We start from the raw sequence: 15,168 nt of genomic DNA on the forward strand, positions 1-15,168 counted from the left end.
CATGCATAAATACACAGAGAAACATGTCTCCTGTCCGCATTGTGGGCACGGTATTAACATCACGCTTGATGCATCTAATGGTAGCCAAGACTTCTATGATGATTGTCCAGCGTGTTGCAATGCCATTCATTTGGATATGCAGGTTGACGAAGTAAGAGACAGAATCAACCTTTCGATTGATGCCGATGATGAACAAGTATTCTGACAATCAGTTTCTCGTTTAAACCATGATCAAAAAAGAGCACCTCACGTGCTCTTTTTTAATTTGGTCATCGGTGTGATTTTATTGCCACCGATTCAATGCGCTTAGTGGCTATTTCTGGTTCGCTAATACACGCTCGACAGTATCAACAATTGCCTGCGTTTGTGGATCGAACTCAATGTTCACTTGGTCGCCTACTTCACGGCCGCCAAACAGAGTACGATTCAGAGTTTCTGGGATCAGGTGAACAGAGAAACGGTTCTCTTCCACTTCACCAATCGTCAATGAACAACCATCAACACCAATGTAACCCTTACTCAATACGTACTTCATCGATTCTTCTGGTAGTTCGAACCAAAGTGTACGGTTGTTTTCTGTTTTAATCACATCGACTAGGTTAGCCATCAGAGTAATGTGGCCAGACATGCTATGCCCGCCAATTTCGTCACCAAACTTTGCTGCACGCTCAACATTCACTTTGTCACCAACATTCAGTTGGCCTAAGTTCGTCAATCGCAATGTCGCTTGCATTAAATCAAAAGCAATCTGGTTACCTGAAATTTCCGTTACCGTTAAGCAACAACCGTTATGAGCTACTGAAGCACCAATGGCTAATCCTTCAACCATTTCATCGCTTAGCTCAATGGTATGAGTTTGAAACGACTCTTTTTTGTTGATAGCAACCAGTGTTGCCATACCTTGAACGATACCTGTAAACATAAGATTCCTATTTAGCATTCTAATAACAGTTTTTCATAGCAGTTATTGTGACATTTCTTTATGATTCGTCCAGTGGAAGCTTAAGATCATTGTCTCTGATTCCTTCAGAATGTCCTTTCCTACACTATTATTCTAATTTTCCCTCTTATTTGGAGTTGTTTGTGCATCGTTACAAAGAAGAATCCTCGAATCTAATCAAACTTGCGACCCCAGTATTGATCGCATCCGTTGCACAAACTGGAATGGGTTTTGTTGATACCGTAATGGCCGGTGGCGTAAGTGCTATCGATATGGCGGCGGTTTCGATTGCAGCAAGTATCTGGCTACCATCAATCCTATTTGGTGTTGGTCTATTGATGGCGTTGGTTCCTGTCGTTGCACAACTGAATGGTTCTGGTCGACAAGTAAAAATTCCATTCGAAATTCAACAAGGCGCATTTTTAGCGCTCGTCATCTCCCTTCCAATCATTGGTGTGCTTTTTCAAACACAATTGATATTGGAGTGGATGGACATTGAACAACTCATGGCGGAAAAGACCATCGGCTATATGAATGCGGTGATGTTTGCTGTACCTGCGTTTTTGTTGTTCCAAACATTGCGAAGCTTTACCGATGGTATGTCTTTAACCAAGCCTGCGATGGTGATTGGTTTTATTGGCTTGCTATTAAACATCCCGCTGAACTGGATGTTCGTATACGGAAAACTTGGTGCTCCTGCTCTGGGTGGTGTTGGCTGTGGCGTTGCAACGGCTATCGTATATTGGGTGATGTTTGCACTGCTATTCGCTTACGTTTTAACATCAAAGCGTTTGGCGAAAATCAACATCTTCGGTACGTTCCATAAACCGCAACTTAAAGCTCAAATTCGTCTGTTTAGACTTGGTTTCCCTGTGGCGGCCGCTATCTTCTTCGAGGTAACTCTGTTTGCGGTGGTTTCTCTGTTAGTTGCACCATTGGGTTCATTGATTGTTGCCGCGCACCAAGTCGCGATCAACTTCTCTTCGCTGGTCTTCATGATTCCAATGAGTATCGGTGCAGCCGTGAGTATTCGTGTTGGCCATAAGTTGGGCGAAAACAACACCGAAGGTGCGAAGATCGCGACACACGTGGGTATCATTGTTGGTTTAGTGACAGCCTTAATGACAGCGGCGTTAACTGTCCTGTTCAGAGAACAGGTTGCATTACTTTACACAGAGAACACTGCGGTAATTACCGTTGCAATGCAGTTGCTGTTGTTCGCGGCGGTTTATCAATGTACTGATGCCATCCAAGTTATCGCTGCAGGTGCTCTGCGTGGCTACAAAGACATGCGTTCAATCTTCAACATTACCTTCGTTGCTTACTGGTTGCTTGGCCTTCCTATCGGCTACATCTTAGGAATGAAAGATTGGATTGTTGAACCTATGGGCGCGCACGGCTTCTGGATTGGTTTCATCGTCGGTCTAACGTCAGCCGCGATTATGCTGGGTATGCGTCTACACTGGATGCACAAGCAGGACGATGACGTTCAGTTAGAATTTAGTTCTCGCTAGATTCGTACTCGCTAAGTCGGTCTATCTGATTTCGAATAAAAAAAAGAGCTCTGATTTTCAGGGCTCTTTTTCGTTTAATGGTCAGGTAGATCGTATCTGCCTTAATATTCACTCTTCTCTCGAACAAAGCGCGCAAACTTGGGTTTTCCGTTTTGAGTAAAACCATTGTAACGAAAGGTAATACGGCTGCCGATCTCTGGCGGTGCGAGTCTCATTTGGTCACTGAACCCGCTGCCTATATAAAATTCCACACCCTCTTCTGTGTGAACCAAGATTGAACCCATCATCCCTTTATACTTCCCTGTCCCACCCTTGTAGCCAATAACTGTGGCTTCGGCATCATGATGCCTTTTCAGTTTTAACAAATCATTACTTCGGCCTGCTTGATAACGACTGGTGATTTTTCTAAGCATCAAACCTTCGCCATTACGCTCATCGACATTATCAAGTTGATGAAACAAAGCCTCTTCACTGTGAATTGGTACATGTTCTATGTAGCTGACATGAGATTCTCCAATCACGCTTACCCAATGCAAAATGTTGTAATAGCGCTTTTGATAATCTCCCGCAGCGCCTGGCATATCAAACAGCATGAAATCGATTTGGCGCCATGCTGTGTCACTCGGCGTATGATCGAGAACGGTAGATTGAACAAGGTGGAACTTGCCCCTTCCTGCCCACAACTCTCCTTCGAGATGGACCTTAGGCAAGTTTTCAGTAAACCACTTGGGTGAGTAAATGCGATTACCATTGCGTGTATAAAGATGTTGTCCGTCCCAAAGAGCCCGAATCCCATCAAGCTTTTCACTCTTCCAGTATTCAGAAACATCAATGCCTTGTTGGTATGTATTGGCCAGTACCAAATGGTCGGGAGGTAAATAGGATGAATGAGAAGAAAGCGAACACGCCCATAGAGTTGCTATCGCCAATTTAGTTAATCTCATCATCTGCTCCGTATTGATATCTGTAGTAGTCAACAAACGCCTTTAATCCTAAGCGTTCTGACACGTAGGTAGACAACCTTTGCTAGAAGATGCGATCCACTCATCAACCTTATCTAACCTTTTCATTTATTCATTAAATTAATGACCTATAACTCTCATATATTCCGCCGTTTTTAGTTCTCATATTGAGAAACGTCTTTTCTCAATTTGAGATAGGAATTCGCACTAAACATAACTTATTGAAAAATAACAACATAAAAGTTGGCACATTCAGTGCAGTTGTCCATACATACTTAAAAGGAGATATCGCAATGGAACTACGTAAGATTGATTTAAACACAACGACACTGACACTTTCTATTTTCGGTGATCTGGATGCAGCAGGCAGTCGTGATGCACAAACCGACATCGATGATGTGATTTCTAACGATGGTCACCCTGAAATCGAAGTTGATTTTAGCCAGGTTGAGTTTTTAGATTCATCTGGTGTTGGCGCGATTGTTTATATGTTCAAACGTCTGACTGAGCGCGAACGCAACATGCGACTTGAAAATGTGACTGGTCAGCCTCTTGAAATTATGAACCTACTACGTATTGGCCACGCTATCCCAGTAAATTCAAAAAATCCTGCAAATTCATGAAGACCCACTAAGCTAGAAGTAACAAAAAATAATAAGAAAAATTAGAAACATAGGACGTTGGCATGAAAATACTGAAAAACTACATAGCCCTTTCTCTGTCCGCTCTCGTTCTGGGTGGCTGTACGAGCTATCCTGAACAAGGCACAGGGGGTTTGGCTGAAAGTTACGATTCTATTAACTATCAAAACTCAGACTTCTCTCCTGTCATGCCAGACGAGCCTCTTGGTCCAGAACATGGATTACGCTTTGATTGGCAGCTCGCTAAATTGCACCTTGATGCTTTGATCCAAGAAGGTGCTCGTTGGTGTTTCCCAGCTGCTGTTGTTCAAGCAATCGAAAAGCAAAATCGTATTGCTCGTGAACTTCAAGGCGGTCTACTACTGGATGCAGCCAACGACTTAGTGATCCAAAGAAAACGCCTAAATGAACTTGAGGTCCAACTGGATTACGTAACTTCACAAGCCCGCTGTGAGCCACCAAAAAATGAAAATCAATTTAGAATGCAACTGTCGGTTATTGAACAGTTGTATGACCTGCTTAATGTTGACAACCAATTTGCGGAAAACTCGACTGAAGTAAATCCTAAATATATGGGAAGACTGGCCGAGGCGACCACTTTACTTAAAGAACACAAATCCCTAGACCTTGTTGTTACCGGCCATGCTGATGCAACGGGTGCCGAAGAATACAACGACAAGTTAGCACTTGGACGAGCGAAACAAGTCGAACGCTACCTGACTATTTTTGGACTAGGCGCTCAACGAATCAAAGCCGTCTCTGTTGGCGAAACCGTCCCTCTTTTTGAAGGTGAATCCGACGGCACGCGTTTAACGAACCGCCGAGTAAGTATTGAAATTGTCTCGCCTAAGAATGCCGAGAAAATGGGAGGTGGATTATGAAATCCTTGATCGCTTTTATCATCACCCTATCGTTATGCTTTGCGAATGTCGTCAATGCTAACGATGAGTTTTCAGACGCGGTTCAAGTCGGTGATCTAATCCAAGTTAACGTACCCGGTGAAAGTACCTTAAACACGGGGTTCCAAGTGGATAAGCGTGGCCGTATTACTCTTCCAGAAGTAGGCGCTGTGTTTGTTGCGGGTTACGACAGCGAACAGCTTAACAAAGTCGTTCTAGAGTCGCTGGCAACCGCTTACAAAGATCTTTCGAACGCTTCAGTCTATGTAAAAGAGCAGCAAATCATCATCTACGTGCAAGGTTATGTAGAACAGCCTGGCGAATACACGCTCTCATTAGGTTCTAGCATCCAAATGGCACTTTACGCTGCGGGTGGTTTACGCCCGGGCGCGCAACTGGATAAGCTGATTCTTAAGCGAGGCGCAGATAAGAAAGAGTTTAACTACAAACGATTCCTTGATTCAGGAGACGAGTCAGCATTACCTACTCTTCAATCACTGGATTCACTATTCGTTCCAGCTTCTCCATTAGTCGGTAACATCGAGCAAGAGTTTGACGCAGCAAAGCTTGCTAACTCAGGTGACAGTGCTGATTCTCGTAACTCCATCAAAGTGTTTGGTGAGGTGAACGCGCCGGGTTCGTTCACTTACAAAGAGAACACCGACCTTGTCGACGTACTTATGCGTTCGGGCGGCGTAACTCGTTATGCCAGTGTTGAGCAAATCCGAGTGATTTCGAACAACACCCCAACGCTATTCAACCTAAAACGTTACTTAGATTCTGGTGACGAAAGTCTGCTTCCAATTTTACGCCCGGGTGCGACCATTTTCGTTCCCAAGCAAGAAGAAGAGATCAAATCCGGCGCCAACATGGTTTACGTAATGGGCGAAGTCGCAGCCCCTGGTGCTTTTGAAGGCAAAAGAGACGCGACCTTTATGGATATCTTGGCGAATGCGGGCGGCCCAACTCGATTTGCAGAGTCACGACAAATCCGTGTTATCAAAGCAGATGGCAGAGTGCTTAAATTCGATTTAGCGGCTTACACTGAAGGCTTACCTAACTCTAACCCTCCTAGCATCAAAGCTGGTGACGCGATTTTCGTTCCCGAGAAAACCGACATGAACGAGAAGTCTTGGTTGAAAATCACGCCAGACAGAGCAGTTAACGTGATTGGTGAGGTGAATCGACCTGGTCGTATTGAATGGTCAGATGAAATGAATTTCATGGGATTATTGGCACACGTCGGTGGCCCTACGCTACGCGCTGACACATCGAAAATCGAAGTTGTTACTGGTAGAAAGCTAGTTGTGTTTAACCTTGATGATTTTATTCGAAATGGTGCGCCACGTGACCAAATGCCACAAATCCGAGCGGGCTCTATCGTGCGTGTTCACGACTTGCCACAAGATCCTTCAGACAATAAATCACAATGGGTTCGTCAAAGCTCTGATGCTTCGATCTACATCTTTGGACAAGTGAATGCACCCGGTCGTTACCGCTTCACCAAAGACATGCACTTCCTTGATATCTTGTCTGCGGCTGACGGTCCAACAAAGGATGCCGACATCCACAACGTTCGAGTAACGCATCGTGACAAAACCTATTCGCAAGTAAGCAAACTTAACTTATCACTGTACTTTGAAACCGGTGACGAATCGTTACTGCCAAACGTAACCACTGGCGACACGATTTACATCCCAGAGAAAGGAAAAAACTGGTTAGATACACCGAAAGAAGAAACCGTTCGTGTGCTTGGTGCGATTAACAATCCGGGGCGTTATGTGTTCAACGACAACATGACCATTCTAGATATTCTGGCAGAAGCAGCAGGACCTACCGACAATGCTTATGTAGAAAAAATTACCATCGTCAATATGTCTTGCTGCCAAGGTCAGGCTCGTACTTTTGACCTTGTTGAATTCAGCAAAACGGCGAACATTTACAACTTGCCGGTGCTACGCGCTGGTGACACGATTTACATCCCAGACCGTCGCGAAAGCTTTATTGAAAAAGCACGCGTCGGACTTGATGACATACTGCGTATCACCACCACCATCGTATTAATAGGAGCTTTATAATGACAATTTCAGCGACCCATGCCGAAGTCGAGCAACTGTATTTAGCTTCTGAACTTAACGGCCAAAAATCAATATGCGTCACCGCCTGCCATTCAGGTGACGGCGTAACATCTATTGCAACCGCATTAGCCGAGCGTTTTCTTCTTGCGGGTCATTCAACGCTTTATGTTGATCTCAACTTATTCAACCCTGCTTTCAAAGATTTGAATATGCTAGAAGATAATCAGCAAGGTCAACTGATAGAACATGTTGAATCTCAGCGTACGTTTATCGGTGTCCCTGCTCCACAAGTTGCTTCAACGCAATTGGCTTATAAAGATCCGACAACGTTACAAAAAGTGGTCAACAAATGGTTAGAGAAATACGACAGAGTCATCATTGATACCTCACCGCTTCTCAACATAAACAAAGGCAATATTCCGGCGCAGTCTGTCGCGAGCGCTTGTGGCAGTACACTAATTGTTGTCGCCTATGGAGAAACGTCGAGTCACCACCTAGAACAAGCGAAAAAGCTGCTTGATGCACAAAGTATCAATCTAATGGGCTGCGTGATGAACATGAAACAAAAGCCTAGCTTTGCACAAGAGTTGGTCAGACAAATCAATCGAATGAAATTTATCCCCGTTAAGCTTCGCGATAGCTTGGCAAACAAGCTGTATCAAAATGAGTTTTTGAACCTTCCTATGTAACTTTCTTTTGCTACTTTCTGGCTGTCATTAAAACCATGACAGCCGCCAATCGTATTAGACTTCAAGCTCCAACTGCTCTGAATGATTCAAAACCAAATTGGGTGTTTTTGGCGAAATTGTTATTAAAAATAAGATTTTAAAAACCATTCAACGCATTTCACACACGTCATTCATGGTCTTACCACCTTTAAATCCCTTCAAAAATAAACAGCCCCACACCTAACTTTAGCGGTAATGTGACACAGACGGTTAAAGTGCCATGTAAATCGCATCAAAGATGGAATTCGTACGATTATTCCCTAAGATTATAAATAGAGGTGGTTTTTGACGAATTTGTAATAGTTTGACAAAGTTATCCGATGGCTGTTGAAACACAGTGGATGAATTGGCAAATCACACTTCACTGACTTTGCACGTTTATCTATTCAAACTTCACCCATCCCTCCTTCTGCTCAAATGGTTCAAATACACGGAAAGGATCACCATCGAGCAATTTAGATAATCAATTTACCTTGGTTACCTTAGTTGTATTATTAAAGAGAAAGGAAACTCAATATGAAATACAAGTTAAGCTCCGTATTTTTGTTAGTAGCAGCAGCCAGCGGTAATGCTAACGCTGGAGAATGTGGCAGCGTAACAATCGCAGATATGAACTGGAACTCTGCAACACTGATCGCCAATATCGACCAATTCATCCTTGAACATGGTTATGGGTGTGATGCTGAACTTATCCCTGGCGACACTATGCCAACAGGCACGTCTATGATCGAAAAAGGCCAGCCTGATGTTGCACCTGAACTTTGGAGCAACAGCTTAAAAGACGCATTAGATAAAGGTGTTGAAGAAAAACGTCTTCGCTACGCAGGTAAAGCACTTGTGAACGGCGGCGAAGAAGGCTTTTGGGTTCCAGCTTACCTAGTAAAACAGTACCCTGAAATGGCAACCATCGAAGGCGTACGCAAAAACGCAAGCTTATTTAAACACCCTGAAGACCCAGATACATCTGCATTCTACAGCTGCCCTGCAGGCTGGAACTGTCAGATCAGCGCCGGAAACCTGTTTAATGCTCTTGAGCTAGAAAACAGCGGTTTCACGATTGTTGATCCAGGCTCGAGTGCCGGCTTATCTGGCTCTATCGCAAAAGCTTATGAACGTGAAGAAGCTTGGTTTGGTTACTACTGGGCACCGACGGCTGTGCTAGGTAAATACGACATGGTTAAAGTCGACTTTGGCAGTGGCGTTAATGAGGAAGAGTTCCTTAACTGTACCACTAAAGAAGATTGTGAATCGCCAAAAGCGACCATGTACCCGCCTTCACCTGTTCACACGATTACCACTGAAAGTTTTGCGTCACGTGCTCCTGAAGCATACGACTACTTTACTAAACGTGGTTTCACGAACGACAAAATGAACTCGCTACTTGCTTGGATGGAAGACAACCAAGCTGATGGCGAAGAAGCGAGTCTGCATTTCTTAAGTGAATTCCCAGAAGTATGGCACCCATGGGTTTCTGAAGAAGTGGCTAAGAAAGTTGAAGCAGAGCTGTAAGAGCTTGATTTAATAACAAGTAATTACGCTTCAACAATAAAACAGAAATAACGTCGCTATACTTGATGTTATTCATGATTCGGAGCCCTTTTCATTAGCGATTTTCTTATCGCATGGACAAGTGGCTCCGAACTATAAGGATATAAAATGGCTGACAGCAATTGGTTATCAAGCTTTCCAGAGATGGAACGCGGTGATTTACGAACCATAAAAAAGACGCTAGATGGCGCATACCGTGAATTTTCCCGTGAATACGGCGAAATGATTGAATCTCTCTTTGACCCTCTTCTTTCATTCCTCGTTTGGTTTGAAAAACTCCTTATCTCAACACCTTGGATTATAGTCCTGGCTGTGTGTACCAGCCTTGTCTACGCAGCAAGCCGTTCTTGGAAACTGGCTCTAGGCTGTGTAGCTTCTCTACTTCTCATTGGTTACTTTGGAATGTGGGAAGACACCATGCGGACGCTCAGTATCATCACTGTATGTACCTTGGTTTCAATATTCTTGGGCATTCCGATTGGTATTGCGATGGCTCGTTCAAATCGAGCTCAGTCAATTGTTACGCCGATGCTCGATATCATGCAAACCATGCCTGCGTTCGTTTATTTGATTCCAGTGGTAATGCTACTGGGCATCGGTAAGATTCCAGGGCTAATCGCCGTGGTTATCTACGCGATCCCACCTGTAATTCGTCTAACTAACCTAGGCATACGCTTAGTTGATAAAGAAGTCCTTGAAGCCGCTACCGCTTTCGGTGCGAGCAAAAAGCAACGCTTATGGGGTGTTCAACTTCCTCTAGCAATGCCAACGATCATGGCGGGTATTAACCAAACCATCATGATGGCGCTGTCTATGGTTGTTATCGCATCCATGATTGGTGTGAAAGGCCTAGGACAACCGGTTCTTAAATCGATCACCAACCAATACTTCACATTAGGTTTGATGAATGGCTTCGCCATTGTGGCCCTCGCAATCCTTTTTGACCGCGCTTCACAAGCGTACGCAAGAAGAACTAATGCGCATTTAGGAGGATTCAAGCATGACTAAACCATTGATTGAAATTAGTGGTCTGTACAAGGTGTTTGGACCGAAACCAATGTCTGTTATGAACCGAGTTCAAAACGGCGAACACAAAGATCAGATTCTTGCGGATACGGGTCATACCGTTGGTTTGAAAGAGATCAACCTTGAGATTAACCGTGGTGAAATCTTCGTTATCATGGGGCTTTCTGGCTCGGGTAAATCGACGCTGATTCGCCACTTCAACCGTTTGATTGACCCGACTCAAGGTAAAATCATGGTTGAAGGCATTGATGTGATGAGCCTCAACACTAAACAGCTAGAAGAGTTCCGTCGTCATAAAATGTCGATGGTATTCCAACGCTTTGGCTTAATGCCTCATCGCACTGTGGTTGAAAACGTTGCGTACGGGTTGGAAGTACAAGGCATCAAAAAAGAAGACCGTTTAGCAAAAGCCAACGAATGGTTAGAAACCGTGGGCTTGAAAGGTTACGGCAAGCAATACCCTGCGCAACTTTCAGGTGGTCAGCAACAACGTGTTGGCCTTTCTCGCGCTCTGTGTACTAACGCTGAAATCTTGTTAATGGATGAAGCCTTTTCGGCACTCGACCCTTTGATTCGAAGTGAAATGCAAGATCAGCTTATCGAACTTCAAGAGAAGCTTCATAAGACGATTGTTTTCATCACACATGATCTGGACGAAGCACTCCGCCTAGGCGATAGAATCGCAATTTTGAAAGACGGCGAGTTAGTACAACAAGGCACACCACATGAGATTCTGCTAAATCCAGCCGATGATTACGTGGAAGCGTTCGTGAAAGACGTTAACCGTGCTCGTGCACTGACCGTTGAAACCGTTATGCAGCCTCCTCTGTATCGAATCACATCAGAAACAATTGAAGGTGCTTTGGCACAAATGAAGATGCTTAAAAACGATTACGCTTATCACGTAACAGATGACGGCTATCAAGGCCTAGTCACACAAGAAAGTCTACAAGACGCCGTTGAAGATTCATCGGTACATGATTTTAGTGATGAGATATACGAAGAAGTCCCTGCCATCTTACCAGATGCGGTGATTGAAGAAGTGCTACCGGACACTATGTCTTGTGACTACTCTCTTCCAGTTGTTGATGAAGACGGTAATCTAAAAGGTGAACTCGAGAGAAGCGCTGTTGCTGATATCTTCTCAGAAAGTAGCGAGGAAGAAGTAGAAGCCGACCCAAAGCCAAAAATTGATAAAGCTTCGTAGTCCTACTTTTCGTGATTTAAAGCGCGGCTGTTTAAATTATCATTGTTTGGGTTATCGTTATTTGAGTTATTGCTATTTAGATTAGCCTAAACTACATAAACCGCTCTAAGACCACTGTTGTTATTTCACTGCAGTGGTCTTTTTTATTTGTATCGGGCTCGTTTTCTTCTGAGATCTACCCGCACCTTAGGCTTTATAGGCACCTAAGTTTATATTTCATAAGAGAAAACAAAATAAAATCAGTCCGTTAGGTTTGTCACAAACCCAATAGCAAGATGAGTGAGATGCCAATTAAATGCTCTATTTGTACGGCAACCAGTTGAAATTATTCTAGAAAATGACTAAAACTTAATAGTATTAACAGATATTAAGCTCAATAAAAGGACTTAGTTTGATGAATTCTACTTTAGCGTCAGACGCAGCTACAAATCTAAACTCACAACAAGTGAGCAAGCTTGTCGATGAAAGCGTTCTGGAGCAAATGATTCGCGATACAAGTGCGGACATTATCCCTATCTTGATCGACCATTATGTCGAAGAATCACAAACACGCTTGGTCGCTATAAAAGAGGCAGTCACGCAGAAAGACGCTCAAACACTTGAGTTCGAGGTCCACACTCTCGGCAGCACAGCGCTTTCGTTAGGTAATCGCCCTTTAGGTGAATTAGCTCGAGCTTTAGAAAAGCTATGTTTAGAACAGAGTCATGATGCGGCATTTCGACAAGTTGATGAATTACTAGAGCTCGCAGAGCGTTCAATAAAAGCCTTGCTTGAAAGGAAAGAGGCAGGCTTCAGCTAGCTTTGCATGTTCATTATCGGTATCAGATTAAAAACTCAAAACAGTCGTTATTAATATAGTCGCCATAAGATGGGCTCCATCATGAACAGCAATGCGAGAAGTTATACAGGCCGCTTCTTAAAAGATTGCATGTGGTAGATAACAAATACACAAGACTCGTATTGATGGTTGCATATCACTATGTTATTGATTGGTTAGGATAAAGTTTCAAAAGGAATACACAATGCGCCCTAAGGTATTGTTAGTTGAAGACTCCACCTCACTCGCCGTACTCTACAAGCAGTACGTAAAAGACGAGCCCTATGATATTTTCCACGTCGAAACCGGCGCGGAAGCTAAGACCTTCATTGAAAGGCACTCTCCACAGCTTGTGATTCTCGACCTTAAGCTTCCTGACATGCCAGGCGAAGAAGTCTTAGATTGGATTACTGCTAACGAAATACCGACCGCTGTCATCATCGCGACAGCGCATGGTTCAGTAAACATCGCGGTAGACCTTATCCAACGCGGTGCAGAAGACTTCTTAGAGAAACCCATTCAAGCCGATCGACTCAAGACCTCTGTTAGCTTGCATCTAAAAAGAGCGAAACTCGAAAACCTCGTCGATAACATGCAAAGCAAATTCGATCGTGATCGTTTTCATAATTTCATTGGCTCTTGCCTACCCATGCAGGCGGTTTACAAGATCATTGATTCGGTAGCACCAACCACTGCCAGCGTGTTTATTAACGGCGAAAGTGGTACAGGTAAAGAAGTGTGTGCGGAAGCGATTCACCAAGAGAGTCAGCGTAATGGTAAACCCTTCGTGGCCATTAACTGCGGCGCTATCCCTCGAGACCTAATGGAGAGTGAAATCTTCGGTCACGTTAAAGGTGCGTTTACCGGTGCGACAACCGACCGTAAAGGTGCAGCAATGCAAGCGCATGGCGGTACCCTATTTCTCGATGAGCTTTGTGAAATGGAACTGGAGATGCAGAAGAAGCTCCTCAGATTTTTGCAAACTGGTACGTTTACTCCACTCGGTGGCAACCGCGAGATTAAAGTGGATGTCAGAATTATCTGTGCGACCAACCGCGATCCACTGGTTGAAGTAGAAGAAGGACGTTTTAGAGAAGACCTTTACTATCGTGTTCACGTTGTGCCTATCGAGATGCCACCGCTTCGCGAGCGAGGGAGTGACATTGTCACTCTTTGCAATCATTTCTTGAAGCTGTACGCGAAGCAAGATAAGAAGAAGTTTAAATCAATAGACAAAGAAACGCAGAATCTACTTAAACGTTATGCGTGGCCAGGCAATGTGCGTCAATTGCAAAACATCATCCGTAACATCGTGGTGTTGAACAATGAAACGAGCGTGACTAAAGACATGTTACCGCCTCCGATTAATAAAGTAGATGCCGCTCCATCATCTAAATCAGTGACACCAATTCGAGTAACTGCGCCTCAACCTGCAGTTGTTGAAGCACCAGAAGCTAAGTTGCCACCGATTACTCCGGAAGAGTTGGAACAATCGTCAGTTGCTCAAGCTCACAACGAGCCGATGACGCCTGCATTTACCACAAGCGAAGGTGCTATTCGTCCAATGTGGCAAATAGAACGTGAAGCCATTCAACATGCCATCAATCATTGCGATGGGAATGTGTTAAACGCTGCTGTGCTGTTAGAACTTAGCCCTTCTACTGTTTATCGTAAGAAACAGGCTTGGGAATCGGAAGATGAGTACAATCAAGCCTAACCAAGGTATACTCGACATAAACCTTCATGAGATTTGGCTGTTGATCGACAGCCAAACTTTTGGAGGCATAGAAACGCATGTTTTAGAATTAGCACAAGGCCTGATATCGGAAAGCGCTCAGTATTCAGAGGCTGTTCGTATCGTTCTTTTGACTAAGTTTAATCCTGAAGCGATCATCGTTGAAAAGTTGAATGCGCTGAACATCCCTTTTAGTTACCTCTCCGATTTAGCCTCATGTTCTGTAGATTCAAATGGCAATAGCGCGACACAGCTGAAACGTGCAGTTCAACATTATCAACCAAGGCTTATCCATGCTCATGGTTACAAAGCCAGTTTGGTCAGCAAGTTAATCAAGCTTCCGCCTCGTTTCAACAACACAAAGCAAATCACCACTTATCACGCAGGTGAAACCCCAACAGGCAAAGTATGGCTTTATGATTGGCTCGACCGTTACAGCAGTTTTCTTTCTGATCAGTCGCTCGTGGTCAGTGAAAAGATTAAAGCGAAAGTGCCGAGTAAAACCTATCAATTGAATAACTTTGTTAAAGTCCCAACAGGGTTAACAAACTCCCCTTCATCAAGCCCATTCCATGTTGGTTTTGTGGGGCGATTGAGCCATGAAAAAGCGCCTGATCGATTTGTTGCATTAGCCAAACAGTTTCCTGATGTTCGGTTTGAGCTTTTTGGTGACGGGCCAGAAATGGACATCTTAGTTAAATCGCAGCCTGATAATGTGACCTTTCATGGGCATCAGACCAATATGGACGACGTCTGGAGCCAAATCGATCTGTTAATCATCCCTTCTCGCTTTGAAGGCTTACCTATGGCGGCATTAGAAGCCATGATTCGTGGCATTCCCGTTCTCGCCACCTCAGTTGGTAACTTGCCTCAACTCATCGAGCATCAAGTTAACGGCTACCTTGCAAATTCAGAAGCTGAGCTAGAACAGTTTTTATCTTTGTGGATGTCATTGACGAACGAGCAACGTAACTCTCTCAAGAGTCACGCGATAGAAACCGTGAAAAACCAATACTCTCCACAAGCCGTTGTCCCGCAGTTGTTGGAAATCTATCAACTCGACCGTTAATTCT

The 15,168-nt window shown here is 44.1% G+C and carries 14 protein-coding genes; 12 read left to right on the top strand and 2 right to left on the bottom strand.

All coding sequences use genetic code 11. The annotated features are described in order from the left end of the window. Position 1: 1 nt before the first annotated feature. Positions 2–205, top strand: a complete 204-nt coding sequence (locus tag AB4154_RS03215) for a CPXCG motif-containing cysteine-rich protein (RefSeq protein WP_017059600.1) — start codon at positions 2–4, stop codon at positions 203–205. Positions 206–313: 108 nt separating this feature from the next. Here the strand turns inward: AB4154_RS03215 and AB4154_RS03220 are convergent, their stop codons facing one another. Continuing rightward, positions 314–922 carry a riboflavin synthase gene (locus AB4154_RS03220; protein WP_017063887.1) on the bottom strand — a complete coding sequence of 203 codons (609 nt, stop codon included), beginning with the start codon at positions 920–922 and terminating at the stop codon, positions 314–316. Between the two features lie 161 nt (positions 923–1,083). On the opposite strand from AB4154_RS03220, the gene AB4154_RS03225 reads away from it, so the two are divergent. After that, positions 1,084–2,454 (top strand): MATE family efflux transporter, encoded by a 1,371-nt coding sequence (locus AB4154_RS03225; protein ID WP_048611045.1) that lies wholly within the window; start codon positions 1,084–1,086, stop codon positions 2,452–2,454. Positions 2,455–2,555: 101 nt separating this feature from the next. Here AB4154_RS03225 and AB4154_RS03230 read toward each other — a convergent pair whose 3' ends face one another. Beyond that, complete coding sequence (locus AB4154_RS03230) at positions 2,556–3,398, bottom strand: DNA ligase (protein WP_065584423.1); 843 nt, start codon at positions 3,396–3,398, stop codon at positions 2,556–2,558. A gap of 311 nt (positions 3,399–3,709) precedes the next feature. On the opposite strand from AB4154_RS03230, the gene AB4154_RS03235 reads away from it, so the two are divergent. From AB4154_RS03235 to AB4154_RS03280, 10 genes are all read left to right on the top strand, one after another. Next, entirely contained in the window at positions 3,710–4,039 is a 330-nt protein-coding gene (locus tag AB4154_RS03235; RefSeq protein WP_050621341.1) for an STAS domain-containing protein, read from the top strand. A gap of 62 nt (positions 4,040–4,101) precedes the next feature. Next, positions 4,102–4,938 carry an OmpA family protein gene (locus AB4154_RS03240; RefSeq protein ID WP_017067078.1) on the top strand — a complete coding sequence of 279 codons (837 nt, stop codon included), beginning with the start codon at positions 4,102–4,104 and terminating at the stop codon, positions 4,936–4,938. Next, positions 4,935–7,034 carry an SLBB domain-containing protein gene (locus tag AB4154_RS03245; protein WP_017067079.1) on the top strand — a complete coding sequence of 700 codons (2,100 nt, stop codon included), beginning with the start codon at positions 4,935–4,937 and terminating at the stop codon, positions 7,032–7,034. Before AB4154_RS03240 ends, AB4154_RS03245 begins: the two co-directional genes overlap by 4 nt. Further along, positions 7,034–7,723: a tyrosine-protein kinase family protein gene (locus AB4154_RS03250; protein ID WP_017063892.1), complete on the top strand. Its 690-nt coding sequence runs from the start codon at positions 7,034–7,036 to the stop codon at positions 7,721–7,723. Before AB4154_RS03245 ends, AB4154_RS03250 begins: the two co-directional genes overlap by 1 nt. Before the next feature lie 555 nt (positions 7,724–8,278). Further along, complete coding sequence (locus tag AB4154_RS03255) at positions 8,279–9,271, top strand: ABC transporter substrate-binding protein (protein ID WP_017063893.1); 993 nt, start codon at positions 8,279–8,281, stop codon at positions 9,269–9,271. Positions 9,272–9,418: 147 nt separating this feature from the next. Next, entirely contained in the window at positions 9,419–10,318 is a 900-nt protein-coding gene (locus tag AB4154_RS03260) for a proline/glycine betaine ABC transporter permease (RefSeq protein ID WP_017059591.1), read from the top strand. Beyond that, complete coding sequence (locus tag AB4154_RS03265) at positions 10,311–11,543, top strand: glycine betaine/L-proline ABC transporter ATP-binding protein (RefSeq protein ID WP_017059590.1); 1,233 nt, start codon at positions 10,311–10,313, stop codon at positions 11,541–11,543. The genes AB4154_RS03260 and AB4154_RS03265 overlap by 8 nt, the downstream gene beginning before the upstream one ends. A 394-nt stretch (positions 11,544–11,937) precedes the next feature. Further along, the gene (locus AB4154_RS03270; RefSeq protein WP_017066737.1) at positions 11,938–12,342 is read left to right on the top strand and encodes an Hpt domain-containing protein; all 405 of its coding nucleotides are present in this window, start codon (positions 11,938–11,940) and stop codon (positions 12,340–12,342) included. Between the two features lie 223 nt (positions 12,343–12,565). Further along, positions 12,566–14,077 carry a sigma-54 dependent transcriptional regulator gene (locus AB4154_RS03275; RefSeq protein ID WP_136978470.1) on the top strand — a complete coding sequence of 504 codons (1,512 nt, stop codon included), beginning with the start codon at positions 12,566–12,568 and terminating at the stop codon, positions 14,075–14,077. Then, complete coding sequence (locus AB4154_RS03280; RefSeq protein ID WP_372122168.1) at positions 14,058–15,164, top strand: glycosyltransferase family 4 protein; 1,107 nt, start codon at positions 14,058–14,060, stop codon at positions 15,162–15,164. The genes AB4154_RS03275 and AB4154_RS03280 overlap by 20 nt, the downstream gene beginning before the upstream one ends. The last annotated feature ends 4 nt before the right edge of the window (positions 15,165–15,168 follow it).

Source organism: Vibrio sp. 10N.286.51.B11, assembly GCF_041469245.1.
GTDB classification, from domain to species: Bacteria; Pseudomonadota; Gammaproteobacteria; order Enterobacterales; family Vibrionaceae; genus Vibrio; species Vibrio crassostreae_C.